12 protein-coding genes are annotated in these 16,968 nt (G+C 34.7%); 5 read left to right on the top strand and 7 right to left on the bottom strand.

Annotation, left to right across the window (positions count from 1 at the left end; translation table 11 throughout):
• Window positions 1-47: 47 nt before the first annotated feature.
• Window positions 48-689, bottom strand: a complete 642-nt coding sequence (locus ABH961_RS17430) for a response regulator (RefSeq protein ID WP_098076871.1) — start codon at window positions 687-689, stop codon at window positions 48-50.
• 1 nt (window position 690) lies between these two features.
• Entirely contained in the window at window positions 691-2,514 is a 1,824-nt protein-coding gene (locus ABH961_RS17425) for a GAF domain-containing sensor histidine kinase (RefSeq protein ID WP_048541706.1), read from the bottom strand.
• A gap of 406 nt (window positions 2,515-2,920) precedes the next feature.
• Here ABH961_RS17425 and gerKA point away from each other — a divergent pair, with 406 nt between their 5' ends.
• The 3 genes from gerKA to gerKC are packed head-to-tail and all read left to right on the top strand — an operon-like array spanning window position 2,921 to window position 6,615.
• Window positions 2,921-4,423, top strand: coding sequence for a spore germination protein GerKA (gerKA, locus tag ABH961_RS17420; protein ID WP_098642935.1), 1,503 nt, complete (start codon window positions 2,921-2,923; stop codon window positions 4,421-4,423).
• The gene (locus ABH961_RS17415; RefSeq protein WP_098076877.1) at window positions 4,404-5,510 is read left to right on the top strand and encodes a GerAB/ArcD/ProY family transporter; all 1,107 of its coding nucleotides are present in this window, start codon (window positions 4,404-4,406) and stop codon (window positions 5,508-5,510) included. The genes gerKA and ABH961_RS17415 overlap by 20 nt, the downstream gene beginning before the upstream one ends.
• On the top strand, window positions 5,491-6,615 hold the full coding sequence (gerKC, locus tag ABH961_RS17410) for a spore germination protein GerKC (RefSeq protein WP_098076879.1): 1,125 nt from the start codon (window positions 5,491-5,493) through the stop codon (window positions 6,613-6,615). Before ABH961_RS17415 ends, gerKC begins: the two co-directional genes overlap by 20 nt.
• A gap of 32 nt (window positions 6,616-6,647) precedes the next feature.
• On the opposite strand, the gene treC is transcribed toward gerKC, so the two are convergent.
• The 3 genes from treC to treR all read right to left on the bottom strand — a co-directional run bounded on the left by treC (window position 6,648) and on the right by treR (window position 10,601).
• Window positions 6,648-8,309: an alpha,alpha-phosphotrehalase gene (gene treC / locus ABH961_RS17405; protein WP_098076882.1), complete on the bottom strand. Its 1,662-nt coding sequence runs from the start codon at window positions 8,307-8,309 to the stop codon at window positions 6,648-6,650.
• A 13-nt stretch (window positions 8,310-8,322) separates the two neighbouring features.
• On the bottom strand, window positions 8,323-9,750 hold the full coding sequence (gene treP / locus ABH961_RS17400; protein WP_098642936.1) for a PTS system trehalose-specific EIIBC component: 1,428 nt from the start codon (window positions 9,748-9,750) through the stop codon (window positions 8,323-8,325).
• 140 nt (window positions 9,751-9,890) lie between these two features.
• Complete coding sequence (gene treR, locus ABH961_RS17395) at window positions 9,891-10,601, bottom strand: trehalose operon repressor (RefSeq protein ID WP_098124197.1); 711 nt, start codon at window positions 10,599-10,601, stop codon at window positions 9,891-9,893.
• Window positions 10,602-11,050: 449 nt separating this feature from the next.
• Between treR and ABH961_RS17390 the strand changes: the two genes are divergently transcribed.
• Window positions 11,051-12,448, top strand: coding sequence for an amino acid permease (locus ABH961_RS17390; protein ID WP_048541693.1), 1,398 nt, complete (start codon window positions 11,051-11,053; stop codon window positions 12,446-12,448).
• 31 nt (window positions 12,449-12,479) lie between these two features.
• Here ABH961_RS17390 and ABH961_RS17385 read toward each other — a convergent pair whose 3' ends face one another.
• Together ABH961_RS17385 and ABH961_RS17380 are read right to left on the bottom strand one after the other, a co-directional pair.
• On the bottom strand, window positions 12,480-14,183 hold the full coding sequence (locus tag ABH961_RS17385; RefSeq protein WP_048541691.1) for a putative bifunctional diguanylate cyclase/phosphodiesterase: 1,704 nt from the start codon (window positions 14,181-14,183) through the stop codon (window positions 12,480-12,482).
• Window positions 14,184-14,673: 490 nt separating this feature from the next.
• Window positions 14,674-15,009, bottom strand: a complete 336-nt coding sequence (locus ABH961_RS17380) for a cobalt transporter (protein ID WP_098830996.1) — start codon at window positions 15,007-15,009, stop codon at window positions 14,674-14,676.
• Between the two features lie 387 nt (window positions 15,010-15,396).
• Here ABH961_RS17380 and ABH961_RS17375 point away from each other — a divergent pair, with 387 nt between their 5' ends.
• Window positions 15,397-16,926: a cardiolipin synthase gene (locus tag ABH961_RS17375; RefSeq protein WP_098048159.1), complete on the top strand. Its 1,530-nt coding sequence runs from the start codon at window positions 15,397-15,399 to the stop codon at window positions 16,924-16,926.
• The last annotated feature ends 42 nt before the right edge of the window (window positions 16,927-16,968 follow it).

Below are 16,968 nucleotides of genomic sequence, written 5' to 3'. Positions count from 1 at the left end.
GTAATATAGAATAAAGAAACACGATAGTTCTTTTAAACATCTCTTATTTAATCCAACGGAACCAATTGATTTCGAACAGCATAAATCACCGCTTGCGACCGACTTTTCACATTTAGTTTTTTAAAAATTTTATTGATGTGAATTTTAACTGTTTTATCACTAATATACAGAGCTTCAGCAATTTCTTTATTACTAAATCCTTTTACTAATTCAAAGAGAATTTCCTTTTCACGTTCCGTCAGTTCATTTTCATTTGATTCTACTTTCATTTTTTGCTGATGATATGTAATTAATTTTTTAGTCATACGCGGATGAATAACTGAATCGCCTCGATATAACATCCGAATTGCTGCTACTACCTGCTCCGATGATGAATCTTTCAATAAATACCCATCAGCACCAGCTTGAAGTGCATCCATTAAATACTCATCATGCTCATACATTGTAAACACAAGTACTCGGCAATTCGGATAATTTTTTTTCACCAACTCTGTAGCTTCAATACCATTTTTCCCAGGAAGATTAATATCCATCAAAATACAATCTGGTCTGCATTCTTCTACTTTTTCCAATACTCCGTCCCCAGAGCTAGCTTCTCCAACCACGTTCATATCAGATTCATCCTCTAGTATGCTCCGAATTGCGTCTCGTAAAAAAGCATGATCATCCACTACTAATATTTTAATCATTTTACGCACCCCTTGTTTGTGAATCTGGAATTAATAGTGTAATTTCTGTCCCTTTCCCTACAGAACTATCAATCTGTAAAGTAGCCCCTAATTGTTCAGCTTGTTCATTCATATGTAATATACCATAATGTGGCTCATTCTTCGTTTTAACCATAGACTCAAATAGTGAAAACCCAACTCCATTATCCTTAACCCTTAAAAGCACGTGCTCACTTTGATAGCTAAGTAAAACATCAGTCTTGTCTGCTTGTGCATGTTTTACAATGTTTTGCAAACTCTCTTGTAATGTATCAAAAATAGCTCTTTCTTTTGAAAAGCTAAGCGCACGTGCATGACCTCTTTCATGATATGTAATATCTAGTTCATATTCTTGTTTTAAAGACTTTATTTTACTTGCTATCGCCTGCTTTAGCCCTAATTGTTGTGTCGGATATGGTTTTAAAGCATAAATAGAATAGCGAACTTCTCCTAAGCTTCCTCTTAAATCTTTTATACTTTTCTCTACTATTTGTTGCATATCTATTGGTTTATCACGATATTTTTTCTGTGCGGATTCTAGTTGATATATCACCCCTGCCAATGTTTGCGCAATACCATCGTGAATTTCGCGTGCGATTCTATTTCTTTCTTCTAAAATCATTCTTTTTTCCTGTTCAGAAATCAATATCCTTGTTTTAACTACGTTAGCTAATTGATTAGAAAACGTAGCTAAAGACTGTACATCTTCCGGGAAAAAACCCGCAGTTCTACTTTTCCCTGCAACAAACATTCCGACTAGTTCATCATTTACAATAAGAGGAAAATATACAAGGGAGCGTATGACACTATCAAATATTTCATCTCCAGGAGCCGTACCAGTTTTCCAATCATTAAACACAAGATTTTTAGAGATTCCCTCAAACTTTTCCGAATGATCAGAAATATCAAGACGGACTTTCCCATCTTTTAATAGAAGATTCCAGTTTCCATCATCTTTTGTCCATATTCCATATGCTTGTATGCCAAAAAAACCTTTAAGTGCTTGTTTAATATGTTTCAGGTTCCCTCCGGTTAGTCCACGACTAATTTCTGTCGTAATAAGAAACAGCTCATATAATCGTTCCTTCTCCATCCTTATCCGTACAGAAAAAGAGCTAATAACTGAAATTGCTACAAGTGGAAAAAAGAAAAAAAGTACTGTAATCTCATTTACTTCCACACTATATGTACTAATTAATACATGCATCAAGGCCGCATAAGAGAAACCAAAAGTTTCGCAAAGGAATACCGTTACAGTTTTTTTATACCACTGATAGATTGAATATGGCTGTGGAAGGAGTATCATTAACAAATCGTAAAAGCGGTTGTTGAAAAAACAAAAAAACACGCAAAATAATAACAAAGATATTAAATTTTCATACAGAACTGACATATCTATATTGTTAATTAATAAGTGCATACATTTATTTGAAAACCATTCGGCCAAGATCAAACTAAGCGCATGCTGAGTACTATTAAATAACATTCTTTGTATTGGTGAACGACGATGCAGGTGAATAATTAACGTTACGAGTACAATAGCAATAATAGTTATATGGATTCCAAACTGCCAACTCATAGCGTAAATTATGGGAAAGGTAAGCGAGCTCGTTCCTCTCCAAAATCGTACAGGAAAATACTCTGCAATCCCCATAAATATTAATAACAATATTAGTATTGTTAAATGAGAAGGGATTTTAATTTCAAGTAAAGATATAGTTATAGTAATCAAACCAAGAAAAGAAATAAAATAAAGATAAGAACTAGCAATCTTTTCTCTCATAAAGATAGAATTTACATCCTTCAAAACAACCCCTTCTTTCTTTATAAAACTTCATTTTCTCTATTATCCAATAAAAAACCGGCACTGGCAAAATGGAAGAACCTCCACTAGCCAATCACCGGCTGTGTACTGCCCCTAAAAAGGCAAGACACAATACTATTATTATAAATCGCTTTTCTTAAATTTCCTATTCATCGAATGATGTAATTATATGTGCCGCTAGGTTTACCCTCCTATAGTACAAAAGATATATATTAATATTGCCAATCTAATATACGCTTTCTTCCCATTCTCCTAATTTTCATTTTCTTTAAGTATAGAAGATAAAAAAGCAGAATTTTCAATCTCTCACCCGAATAATCCAAGCATAAATTTCTCACAAACAACAAAAATTAACTGAAGTGACTTTATTCTAAAAGAGGTGGAAATTATGACAGAGCCTAAAGAACAACAAGAGAGTAAAAATCAAAAGCATATGTTTCCATCACTTCCGGAGAACATTAATTACATTGAAAACAAACTTTCCCATTCAGACGATATAAAAAAATTAGATATCCCTTTTCAAAATGGAAAAGGAACAATTATATATATCGAATCTTTAGCAGACCCAAATTTAATTCATCAATTAGCTCTTGAACCATTATTAACTCGATCGGATCTGTCTTTAGATAAAGCTTTTGCCACATTAAATATGAAAAAAGAAACAAATTTAAATTATGGTGTGCAGCTTTTATTACAAGGTAAATCTTTATATTTTCATGAACACGTCGACAGTTTTTGTATTTTCGAAACAGCTCTATCTTTAAAGAGAGATATAACAGAACCTGATAATGAAGGGATTGTCCGTGGACCGCATACTGGTTTAGTAGAAGATTTAGCAACCAATTTAGCTTCTATTCGTAAACTCATAAAAAGTCCACATGTCGTCGTTAAATATTTCACACTCGGTGAAGAAATGCATACGAAAGTGGCAATTGCTTATATGCAAAATATAGCGAATGACGATCTAGTTACAGAAGTAAAAAGAAGGTTAGAAACGATTCAAACGGATGCATTAATGCCTCCAGGATACATACAAGAATTCATAGAAGATACCTCTTTCTCACCCTTTCCACAACAATTAAATACAGAACGTCCAGATAGAGTCGCGGCGAATCTAATGGAGGGACGAGTCGCCATTTTTTCTGATGGGGATCCAACAGCACTTATTGTACCCGTCACATTATTTGCCTTTTATCAATCTCCAGATGATTATAATAACCGCTGGATTGTCGGTTCTTTCATCCGAATGATTCGCTTAGTCAGTTTCTTGATTGCCTTTCTCTTGCCCGCTATATATATCGCAACAGTTGCTTTTCATCCTGATGTGTTGCCGCTCGAACTTGTTTATACGATTAAAGCTTCATTAGAAAAAGTGCCACTTCCTCCTATTTTTGAAGCTCTCTTAATGGAATTAATCTTTGAATTATTACGGGAAGCTGGTATTCGCTTGCCAAGCCGAGTTGGACAAACAATCGGTATTGTAGGTGGTTTAGTAATTGGTGATGCAATTGTAAAAGCCGGTCTCGTTTCTTATACAATGATTATCGTTGTAGCTTTAACTGCAATCTCATCTTTTCTTGTTCCATCAAATGATATGAGTTCCGCAGTTCGGATTCTTCGCTTTCCATTAATGCTCCTTGCTGCCATATTCGGCTATGTAGGAATATCATTCGGTCTCATTATAACTTTCGTTCATTTATGCCAGTTACATTCATTTCATACCCCATATCTTTCTCCTGTTGCTCCGATGCGGATAAAAGATATGAAAGACTCTTTTGTACGACTACCAATTTGGTCGTTTTGGGAACGACCACATGATTCAAAACCGAAAGAAATGCAACGACAACATGTAACGAGAGAGGATGAGAACGGTGACAAACACGCAAAGTAAAATTTCACTTGTTCAATTTACCTTTTTCGTTATTCAATGCCAAATCGGAGTTGGTATACTTTCTCTACCAAACCGTCTTCACCCAATAGCGAAAGGTGGCGGATGGATTTCTGCTCTCATCGCTGGTCTTGCAATTCAACTTATTATTTTACTTATGTGGCTTTTCTTAAAACGATTTCCTGATGCAGATATGTATGAAAGTGTTTGTATGCTATTTGGGAATAAGCTTGGAAAACTATTAGGTTTTGCTTATGTTTTTTATTTTACCCTTATCGGTATGACGGTTATGTTAAATGCTTGTAATGTCATTAAAGTTTGGATATTACAAGCAACTCCTTGGTATGCCACCCTCATGCTATTTACAATAGCTTGTTGTTACATAGCTTATAATACGTTCAAAGTCATCGTACGGTTTTACGTCATGGCTTCTATTCTCATTTTACCAATGGCTCTTTTAATTGCCCTAGGGCTTACACGAGCTGATTTTTCTTACATTTTTCCAATTACAGAAGCCGGATGGTGGAATATTATTCAAGCATCAAAAGAAACCATTACAGCTATGTATGGTTTTGAGATTATTCTTATCGCTTTCCCAAAAGTAAATGGGAATTCTGTGGCAAAACTGAAAGCAATTTCTATCGCTAATGGATTTGTAACTCTTTTTTATACTTTTACTGTTTGGATTTGCTTTATCGTATTTAGTCCAAAACAAGTTGAACTTATTCCAGAGCCAGTTGCTTACTTATTGCGTTCTCTACATATTGGGATTATAGACCGAACCGATTTACTATTCATCCCAATATGGATGATAACTGTTGTAGCTTCTATTGCTAGTTATTACTGTGCTGCTTCTATAGGAATTGGACATATCTTCAATCTGGCTAATCATAAAAAGGCTGTTCCAATCGTTGGTATTATTGCTTTTAGTGTAGCCCTATTTATAGATACACCTGAAGAATTAAAAGTAATTGCAACTTTTACTGATAAGTTCACGTATATTTTCATAGTTGTCCTCCCTCTTTTATTTCTACTTTATTCAGTAATAAGGAATAAGAAAGGAGAACAGTATGTTCCAAAAAAGAGTTAAATTACTTTTTATATTATGTACTAGTGCATTCCTTTCTGGCTGTTGGGATCAAGAACCATTAAGAGAAGCGAGATTAGCTTATAGCATTGGATATGATATTACGGAACAAAATAAACTTCAGCAAACGCTTGAACTCGTAAAAAGTTCAAGCGGAGAGCAATCTTCATTCGAAAATGAAATACATTCAGCAACCGGGCATAACATAAGGGATACAAGCGATGCCCTAAAAAAAAATGTGACTGGGAATATTCGCTATTTCAAATATGGTGTTCAATTACTAGGAACCAAAATTCTAAAAAAAGGTATACTACCGTATTTAGATGTCAGCTTTCGTGACCCAACAAACCCAACTGCTTTAGTAAAACTTATTGCAGTAGATGGTGAAACGTCCGAGATACTCGAAAAAAAGAAAATAGGAAATTTACTAATTGGAGATTTTCTAAAGAAAAAAGTGAAAAGCTTAGAAGATATGAGTGTATTTCCAAAAGAAACTTTAGAAACAGCTGCTACAAAAATGTTAGATCCCGGTAAAGATTTCACCCTCCCGTCTATAAAAATAAAAGGAAAAGAAGTAATTACAAACGGGTTAGCTTTATTTAATAATGATAAATTAACTGGGCATTTACCTTTGAAACAATCTGTTTTATTCGTATTATTAACCGGAAAAATGGGAACAAGTGCCCGTATAACCCAAAAACTTACTAGCGATGAATCAGAGAAGACATCTGATTATTTAACAATGGAAATTAGCAATCGAAAGTTAAAGCGAGACTTAAAAATAACAACAGATAAAAAAGGAAATGTATATGCTCACATTAAGCTTCAACTAAAAGTTATAGCCCTTGAGGCTCCAAGAGATAATATTTACAAAATGGAAGAAAGAAAAAAATTAAATGAAAAATTATCTAAACAACTTACAAAAGAAGCAAAACAAATAACGAACAGGTTACAAAAAGCAAATTGTGATGCTTTCGGTGTCGGCAGACACCTTATCGCATATCACCCTGAGTTATGGAAGAAAAAAAATTGGAATAAAGATTATGCAAAAGTAAAATTCAAACCTGAAGTAGAAGTAAACATTTTGTATAGTGGTGTCTTAAAATAAAAGGTTGTATGCCACGCGGGCATACAACCTTTTTATTTCGTATATCGATATACAATTGATTCATATGGTCTTAAGTTAAGTTTTGTAATATCCTTGCTGAAATCTTTATAATTCGACAGTAGTATTTCTTGTTTCATTCCATCTAATGGAACATGAGCTGGTACAGCATACGTTATTTCTTCTCCGTAGAAGTTATTGATAACAAGTAGTACTTCATTCTCTAAGGTACGAGTATATGCCCAAACCTTTGCATGTTTTTCATCTAAAATAGCATATTCCCCTTCTGTAATTACATCATACGTTTTTCTAAGTTCTATTAACTTTTTATAATGATAAAATACAGACTCTTTATCTTCTAATGCTTTTTCTACGTTTATTTCTGTAAAGTTTTCAGCCACTGAAATCCAAGGTGTACTTGTTGTAAAACCACTGTTCACCTTTTCATTCCACTGCATCGGAGTACGAGAGTTGTCACGAGATTTTTGTTTTAAAATCCCGATAATCTCTTCTTTTGATAATCCTTCTTCTAGCTTTATATCGTGTATATTTAACGATTCCACATCGCGATATTGCTCGATGGACTCGAATTTAGGATTCGTCATACCGATTTCTTCGCCTTGATAAATGTAAGGTGTTCCTTGCAACATATGCATAGCTGTCGCTAACATTTTCGCAGATTCATTTCGGTACTTTCTATCATCACCGAAGCGTGACACTATGCGAGGTTGGTCATGATTACACCAGAACAACGCATTCCATCCTGCGCCCTTTTGCATTTCAATTTGCCAATTAGACATAATCTCTTTTAATTTAATGAAATCAAAATCAGCTTGCGTCCACTTATCTCCATTCGGATAATCTACTTTTAAATGATGGAAACTAAACGTCATACTTAATTCATTACGCTCAGGGTTTGAATATTTAATACAATTATCAATTGTCGTAGATGACATTTCTCCAACTGTAATTACATCTTTCCCTTCAAAAACATTTCGGTTCATCTCTTGTAAATATTCATGAACGCGCGGGCCATCTGTATAATATTTACGCCCATCGCTTGTCGCCGTACTTCCGTCATCATTTAAGAACTGTTGATCTTTTGAAATTAAATTAATAACATCTAATCGGAATCCAGTTACCCCTTTATCAAGCCAAAAACGCATCATATCATATACTTCTTCACGAAGTTTTTTATTTTCCCAATTTAAATCAGCTTGTGTCTCATCAAATAGATGTAAAAAATATTGCTCTGTCTTCTCATCATATTTCCAAGCAGACCCACCAAACTTAGATTGCCAATTATTTTTTTCATCACGCCAAATATAGTAATTACGATATGGACTATTTTTATCTTCCTTCGCTTCCTTAAACCACTTATGCTCCGTAGAACTATGATTTACAACAATGTCGAGCATAATTTCAATGTTACGTGCCTTTGCTTCTTCTAAAAGCTCTTCAAACTCTTCCATCGTTCCGTAAGATGGATCAATACTGTAGTAATCACTTACATCGTATCCATTATCATTTTGTGGTGATTGGTATATCGGTGTTAGCCAAATATAATCTACTCCGAGTTCCTTTAAATAATCTAGTTTCTCTGTAACTCCTTTTATATCACCGGTTTCTTTATTGTAATAGCTATTAAAGCTCTTCGGATAAATTTGATAAACTACACTTTTATGCCAATCCTTCATGTTTAACTTCCTCCTACTTCTGTTTTACTCGTTTTGCAAATAACCATGTTAACGTAAATGGGATTACAACTGCGATAACCATTCCTACAATAAACATTGGAATCGATTTCGGAATGATAGAAATAAATGCTGGTAATCCGCCAATTCCGATAGCAGGTGCTAATACACCATTTAACGTAATAAATATAGCTGCAATAGCCGATCCTATAATCGCTGCATAGAACGGGAATTTATTTCGTAAGTTTACACCAAACATAGCTGGCTCTGTAATACCGAAATATGCTGAGATTGCTGATGTAGATGCCATGCTTTTATCATTTTGATTTTTAGAAATCCAGAACATCGCAAGTGCCGCACTACCTTGCGCAATGTTAGAAAGAGCAATCATTGGCCAAATGAATGTACCACCGTGCTGTGCAATTAATTGTAAGTCGATGGCAATAAACATATGATGCATACCTGTAATTACAAGCGGTGCATATAATGCTCCAAACAATACTGCTCCAACTACTGGTACTGTTTCATATACACCTACTAATCCAGCTGTTAATAAATCTCCAATATGACGTGTAACTGGACCAATAATTCCTAATGCTAACACACCTGTTACGACAATCGTTGTAATTGGTACAACTAATAATTGAATTGCATTTGGTACATGTTTCTTCAAGAAAATTTCCACTTTACTTAATACAAATGCTGCTACTAAAACCGGTAAGATTTGACCTTGATACCCTACCTTTTCAATTTGAAATAATCCTAAAATATCGAAGTACTCAATCTTTTGTCCCTCTAAACCAGTCGCTGCTTTTCCATAATCCCACGCGTTTAATAAGGCCGGATGAACGAGCATTAATCCCATAACGATCCCTAATATCGGACTACCACCAAAACGCTTCGTCGCTGACCAACCGACAAGTGCTGGTAAGAATACGAATGCTGTATTCGCCATCATATTAATTAAATCCCAAAGCCCGCCTAAGTTTGGATACACATCTAATAAATTTTTACCTTCAAAAAATAAGTCCTTTGCCCCCAATAGATTATTAATCCCCATTAGTAAACCAGCTGTTACGATCGCTGGTAATATCGGCATAAATACATCTGAAAATACTTTTACAAACTTTTGAGCTGGATTTAACTTTTGGTTTCCAGAGTCTTTCACGTCAGCTACTGTCGCTTCCTTCATACCTGCAAGCGTTATCAATTCAGCGTATACACGATCTACGTCCCCTGGGCCAATTACAATTTGAAATATCCCAGCGTTATGAAACGCTCCTTTCACTAATGAAACAGACTGTAATTTATCATTATCTATTTTACTTTCATCTTTTAAAGCGATACGGAGCCTCGTTACACAGTGCGCAGCTTGTTCAATATTGTCTTTCCCACCAATATACTGCAACACTTCCTCTGCTGTTTGACGATAGTCTTTCCCCATATTCCCGTCCCTCTTTTCTTTTTTTGATACCGTTTACAATTACATATTAACTCGTATATATAAGTTAGTCAACACTCGTATATACGAGTTTGTGATTTTTTTATAAAAAAAGAGATGAAACGTTATTTCGTTCCATCTCCTTATTTTCTCCGCGCCACATCCGAAAAATGAAAAATATCTAAACGATGGCGTGATTCTGTATATTCGAACTGACTTCCATCATAAAAATGCGTAAAGTTTTTCACAACGACAACATAGTCTGTTCCATTTAAATCTAAATACTCTCTATCGTCCTCTGTACATGGCTGCACTTCAATTACCCTCTGTGAGTAACTAATATGAAGACCTAATTCTTTCTCAATGTATTTATAAATGGACTTTGCTGCAATTTCACTCGTTAATCCAGGAATATATTCCGATACAAAATGATTAATATCCAAAATTACTTTTTCTCCATCAATATTTCGTACTCGTTTAATATGATCTATTTCTGTTTTCTCTTTCACATTTAATAGCTTTGCAACTTCTTTTGTCGCTTTTACTTTCTCCATTTCCACGACTTCTGTAATACAATGGCGTCCTAAACGTTCATTTTCTTCTTGGAAACTTACAATACCACCAAAGTTGAATTCAATGTTTTTTCGCTTTAAAACAAAAACACCTTTTCCATGTATTTTTTGAACATATCCACGCTCTTGTAATAAATCTACAGCTTTTCTTACCGTACCGCGGCTTGCTTCATACTGCTTCATTAATTCAGTTTCGGATGGGATTTTGCATCCCTCTTTTAATTGCTTATTATCAATAGACTTACTGATTGCTGTATAAATTTGTTCATACTTACTCATCATCTACAATAGCCCCTTGTCACCTTCTAATTCTATATGTATTATACCATGCTACACTCTTCTGCCAATCTCTCACTTATTTTCCAGTATAGGAAAAATACAGGTAAATATTTAATCTCTAAAACGTATTTTTATAAAAATTTTTATATTTTTCTTTTCATTCAAAAAAACATGTAGTATACTAACTTCAAAATCAGAGGAGAAAGGGAGCAAAGAACTATGCTTACTTATACAACAATTGTAGTTACATTTGCACAAAAACATCATCATCATACGTAACCCTTGAAACCTAGCGGAAAAATTACGCGTAGGTACAAGGGTTATTCCCGTTGTACCTACGTTAGGCGAAGAGCCATGTAGGTATTTTTTATCTACATGGCTCTTTTTTTATTGCCAAAAAGCTAGTAAAAAATGATGTTTAAGCAAAACTTACTACAAAGGAGTTAACAAAAATGGAAACGAAAAAATGGGGATTATGGATTTTAACAGCTTTTGTAATCGGAAATATGGTTGGCGGTGGCGTATTTATGCTCCCAGCAAATTTAGCACACGTATCAGGTCCAATGGGTTCTACACTCGCATGGAGTATTACAGGCCTTGGCGTATTTATGATTGCACTCGTATTTGGAAATTTAGCAATCCGAAAACCAGAATTAAAAGCTGGACCACAAAGTTATGCTCAAGCGATGTTCCCTTCAAAAAAAGCGGGTAAAGTTGCAGGATATAGTATGGCATGGGGCTATTGGGCTGCGAACTGGGCTGCAACCGCATCTGTTATTATTTCCTTTGCTGGATATTTATCAACATTCTTTCCAGTGTTACAAAGTAAGCAAATTCTTTTTTCAACGAACGGATTTTCACTAGAACTCGGAAAAGGACTAACTTTCCTCGTATGTAGCCTTATGTTATGGGGAATTCAATATATTCTTTCTCAAAATATTGACCGAGCTGGAAATATGAATCTTCTTGCTACCATTGCAAAAATTATTGGATTTACAATGTTTATTGTAATCACATTATTCATTTTCAATGCCTCTAATTTCGGAGACGGTCAAACATTTATGAATGAAGCAGGACAATCAATTTCGTTAGGTGGACAAATCAATTCAGCTGCTATCGCAACACTTTGGGCATTTATCGGTATTGAATCTGCTGTAATGCTTTCTAACCGCGCAAAATCTCAGCGCGATGTAAAAAAAGCTACCATTTTCGGGTTGATTATCGCTCTTCTTATTTACATGTCAATTACTTTACTTACAATGGGAGCTCTCTCGCAAGATGCTTTAAAAGAATCTCAAAAACCATTAGTAGACGCATTAAATTTAGCAATTGGCAATAAAGGCGCATATATAATGGCTTTACTTGCACTTGTATCTTTATTTGGATCTACAGTTGGCTGGATCGTTGTTAGTTCAGAAGTACCTTACCAGGCAGCAAAGAATGGACTTTTCCCTAAGTTTTTTGCGAAAACAAATAAAAAAGGTAGTCCTTCAAAATCATTATTTATTACAAATGTGATGACGCAAATTTTCTTATTCTCAACGATTTCTGGTACCGTATCAGAAGCTTATAATTTCGCTATCGTTGTAGCAACATTAGCTTATTTAATTCCATACCTTGTTTCTACGCTGTACCAATTCAAATTGGTTATTACAGGAGAAACGTATGATATAATGCCTGGCTCTCGAATAAAAGATGGGATCATTACTACATTAGCATTTGTCTACTCTATTTGGGTTATTAAAACAGGAACTGCTGATTTAAAAACGTTCTTCTTAGGAATTGGATTGTTTGTATTAGGTCTTATTCTTTATCCAGTACTAATGAAAAACTCACAAAAAATAAATTAAAAAAAGAGAAGCTACCAGCTTCTCTTTTTTATTAAAAATCTATAATTAACTTTTCTTTTAACTCCCCTACAGATAAAGGCTTCGCATAATAAAATCCTTGTACGTAATCACAGCCCATAGATTGTAATAAACTTTCTTGCTCTACTGTTTCTACCCCTTCAGCAACTACTGCTAAATTTAAGCTATGAGCAATTTCAATAACAGATTTTACAATCGTTCGCTCTGGCTGTGCATGATCATAATGAAATTCACGAATAAAGTTACGATCAATTTTTACTATATCCAGTGGCAGTTGTTTTAAATAATATAAGGAAGAATAGCCCGTTCCGAAGTCATCTAAAGCAATTAAAATACCCATATTTCTTAATTCTTGTAATGTAGCAATAATATAATCAAAATGGCGAACAGCGATACTTTCCGTTACTTCCAAAATTAAACGATTCGGTGGAAAGCCAGTTCTCCTTAAAATGCTACGTACAGATATAATAAAACGCTTTTGCATTAATTGTTGTATGGATAAATTAACAGATAACTTTAGTCCTTCTTCGTAATCTGGCAATGTTTTAAACAAGCGACATGACTTTTCTAATACCCAGTCTCCTAATTTTATAATAAGTCCAGATTCTTCAGCTACTGGAATAAATTCGCCTGGCGAAATAGGCCCTTCTTCTGTCGAACAACGCGCTAAAGCCTCAATACCGGTATATTTCTTCGTTTTCAAATCAATAATAGGCTGCAGTACCACATCTAATTCTTCATCACGAATTGCCTTTTGCAAAGCGAATTCAATTTTCATTCTACGATTTATTTTCGCACGTAACTCATCTGTAAAGAAACACGCGGCATTTCTGCCTTGTTCTTTCGCACTATACATGGCTAAATCCGAATTTTTCAATAGAGTTTCTACATCTTGTCCGTCTTGCGGATATGCGCACAGTCCTAGACTAGCTGAAATGTATACTTCATGACCTTCAAGCATAAATGGTGCCTGAAAACATGACAACACAGATGTCGCTAACTGCCTCATTTCATCTTGTTTATGATTTTTTGTTAACAGCACAAATTCGTCGCCACCCAGCCTAGCCAGAACGTCTTTCTCTCCTAGCACGTAATGCAACCGTGAAGCAACTTCGCTTAAAAGTAAATCCCCTATCATATGACCTAGCGTATCGTTTACTAATTTAAAACGATCCAAATCAAAGTAAATCATACCAAATTCTTTTTTTCCTGCAATCATCTCGTTTACAGTCGTTATTAGCTGCAATCGGTTCGGTAAACTCGTTAAAGCATCATGATACGCAAGCTCCCTATAACGACTTTCACTTAACCGCAACCTCTGCTCTGCTTCTTTCCTACTACTAATATCATTTCGGATCGCGATAAATTGATACGGCTCTCCTTTTTCATTTAAAAACGGAACAATTGTTGTTTTAACCCAATAATACGTCCCATCTTTTGCTTGATTTCGAATCTCACCTCTCCATACTTTTCCGTTCAAAATACGCTTCCATAGAATTTGAAAAAATGTTTTCGGGTGATATCCTGAATTTAAAATACGATGATCTTTTCCTATTAACTCTTCTCGTGTATATTTGGAGATTTCACAAAACTTATCATTTACATATGTAATAAGACCATTTCGGTCTGTAATCGCAACAATTGAAGACTCATCTAATGCTAACTTTAAATCTCGCAATGAAGAGTCATATAATGCATGACCTCTTTGTTCTAGCATGCGCATCTCTCCTTGCTTCCTATCTGACTAAAACACAACTTGTTTCTCTTCATAGAAATAGAGATATTTCATTTCTTAATAATAGCTATTTGCATTCATCACATTTTGAAATATGCCGATTAAAATAACATAATATTATTTATAATAAAAAGCAATATAATGCCGTTTCCATTATAAATAGTAGTTTCTTATCACTATAATGATCTTATTTTATTATACCTTATTCATTCTCTTACGTTCCTTTATAACTAGCTCTATACGACCATTGTTTCCTAATAATCCCGCTCACATTTAACCCTCTTTACTTTACTAGCGAAATAGAATTCCGAGCACACTATACAACTATTCACGGATACTAATATAAAAGTTAAAATTAGTATATATGTTTTTGAATTACAATAACAAAATATTAACATATTTTCACCTTTATTTTGGAAATATTTTATAAATACTTTATTAAACTAAAAAAGAGGCAAGCCTCTTTTTTAGTTTAATACGGATATGGTATTTGCTGATACCCTGGATATGGAGTTGGATATGGTGCTGGGTATGGCGCTGGATAAGTTACTGGGTACGGTGCTGGATAGTAGCCTCCACTTGCTGCACCCGTTAATGCGCCAGCTGTAAGTCCACCTAACACGCCTCCAGCAAAACTTCCTGGGAAAAATCCACCGCCCCATGAGCCGCCACCCCAGCCCCATCCACCTCCGTGATGGTGGTGATGATCATAGTGATTGTGCTCTCCATGATGGTTATGTCCGCCATTATGATGGTGACCTCCATGATTATGACGATAATACAATCCGTTATTTTCTATATAATTCATTATTCCCCTCTCCTTTTCCATTTTCTTATCTTAATAGGTATTGTATGAATAGTACGGACCTTGTTAGTAACCTATATAATAAGAAGAATCTGTATAATACGAATAACCATATCCTTCGCTTCATCATGCACCTGTTACAAATCCATGATATGGTTATCCCTGTTCCTATATAACGGACAAATGTTTTGTCCCCCCTACACTGTTTATTAACCAGCAAATAGCAGGATAATAACGTAACAATATACTGTATGTAGGACAAATGCGGAAAGCATGGGGAAAATGTCTATATTTTGTAAAAAAAACAAAACACTTTATAATAAGAATGTCGGATTATACCTTTTATATAAGAAGTCTATATTTAAGAAAGATTAGAGGAATTTTATAGAAATGAAGAAGCCTATCGTTCAATTACTATTAATATTTACAATTATATCTATCGTTCTTTTCCTATTAAATACATCGTTTATTTCTTTATATACATTTGTCGGTGCCCTATGGTCTATTACAATCGTAGGAATTTCATTCGTTATTTTCATCGAAAATAGATCTCCTCAAAGCACCTTAGCGTGGTTTTTAGTATTAGCACTTCTTCCCGTTATAGGGGTGCTTTTATACTCTATTTTCGGTCGTAGCCGTTGGAGAAGAAAAAAACATCTCCATCGTTCAGAAGAGCAAAGAAAATTATTCCGTGAAATATTAGAAGGAAGACGAGTAGAGTTATCACTCAAAGTCCCATTAAGTGAACGCTCTGCCCATTTAACAGAAGTCGTACAAAAATTTGGAGGCGGGCCTGCCGCAGATAGAACAACTACAAAGCTTTTAACAAACGGAGATCAAACATTCTCAGAAATTTTGCAAGCTATCGAGCAAGCAAAACATCACATACATATTCAATACTATATTTATAAATCTGATGAGATTGGTACGAAAGTTCGAGATGCTTTAATAAAAAAAGCAAAATCTGGTGTTATTGTACGCTTTCTTTATGATGGACTCGGAAGTAATACGTTAAGAAGGCGCTTTTTAAAACCTATGAAAGAAGCTGGTATTGAAATTGTAGAATTTGACCCTATTTTTTCAGCTTGGTTACTTGAAACTGTCAATTATCGTAACCATCGAAAAATCGTTATTGTAGATGGAGAAATCGGTTTTACTGGTGGACTCAACGTCGGTGATGAATATCTTGGCCGTTCAAAAAAATTTCCCGTTTGGCGTGATAGTCATTTAAAAATAGAAGGAAAAGCGTTATATAAATTACAAGCAATTTTTCTAGAAGATTGGCTCTATGCCTCTAGTGGATTGAATACTTATTCTTGGGATCAATTTATGAATAGACAATACTTCCCAGGTAAAGAAATTTCAAGTGCAGAAGGTGCTGTGCAAATTGTAGCGAGCGGACCAAGCTCAGATGATAAAAGCATTCGCAATACATTATTAGCTGTTATGGGATCTGCAAAAAAATCGATTTGGATCGCTACACCTTACTTTATTCCAGATCAAGAAACTTTAACATTATTACGTTTAAGTGCAATATCTGGCATAGATGTACGCATTTTATATCCTGGTAAAAGTGATAGTATTATTAGTGATCAGGCATCTCAGTCCTACTTCACTCCGCTTTTAAAAGCTGGTGCTTCCATTTATAGTTATAAAGATGGTTTTATGCATGCAAAGATTGTACTCGTTGATGATAAGATCGCGACAATTGGAACGGCAAATATGGACGTACGCAGCTTCGAATTAAATTATGAACTTATTAGCGTACTATATGAATCAGAAACCGTTCATGATATTAAACATGATTTTGAAGACGACTTTAAGCATTCCACTGAAATTAAATGGAACGCATTCCAAAAAAGAAGTATCAAAAAACGAATATTAGAGTCTTTCATGCGACTCATTTCTCCTTTACTGTAAGCAATCAATGTACTATTGATTGCTTTTTCTTTTCCATTTCCC

It is taken from the genome of Bacillus sp. RC251 (assembly GCF_044908765.1).
Taxonomy (GTDB): Bacteria; Bacillota; Bacilli; order Bacillales; family Bacillaceae_G; genus Bacillus_A; species Bacillus_A wiedmannii.
The sequence above is the reverse complement of the archived record's forward strand: the minus strand, read 5'-3'. Positions and strand labels throughout refer to the sequence as shown.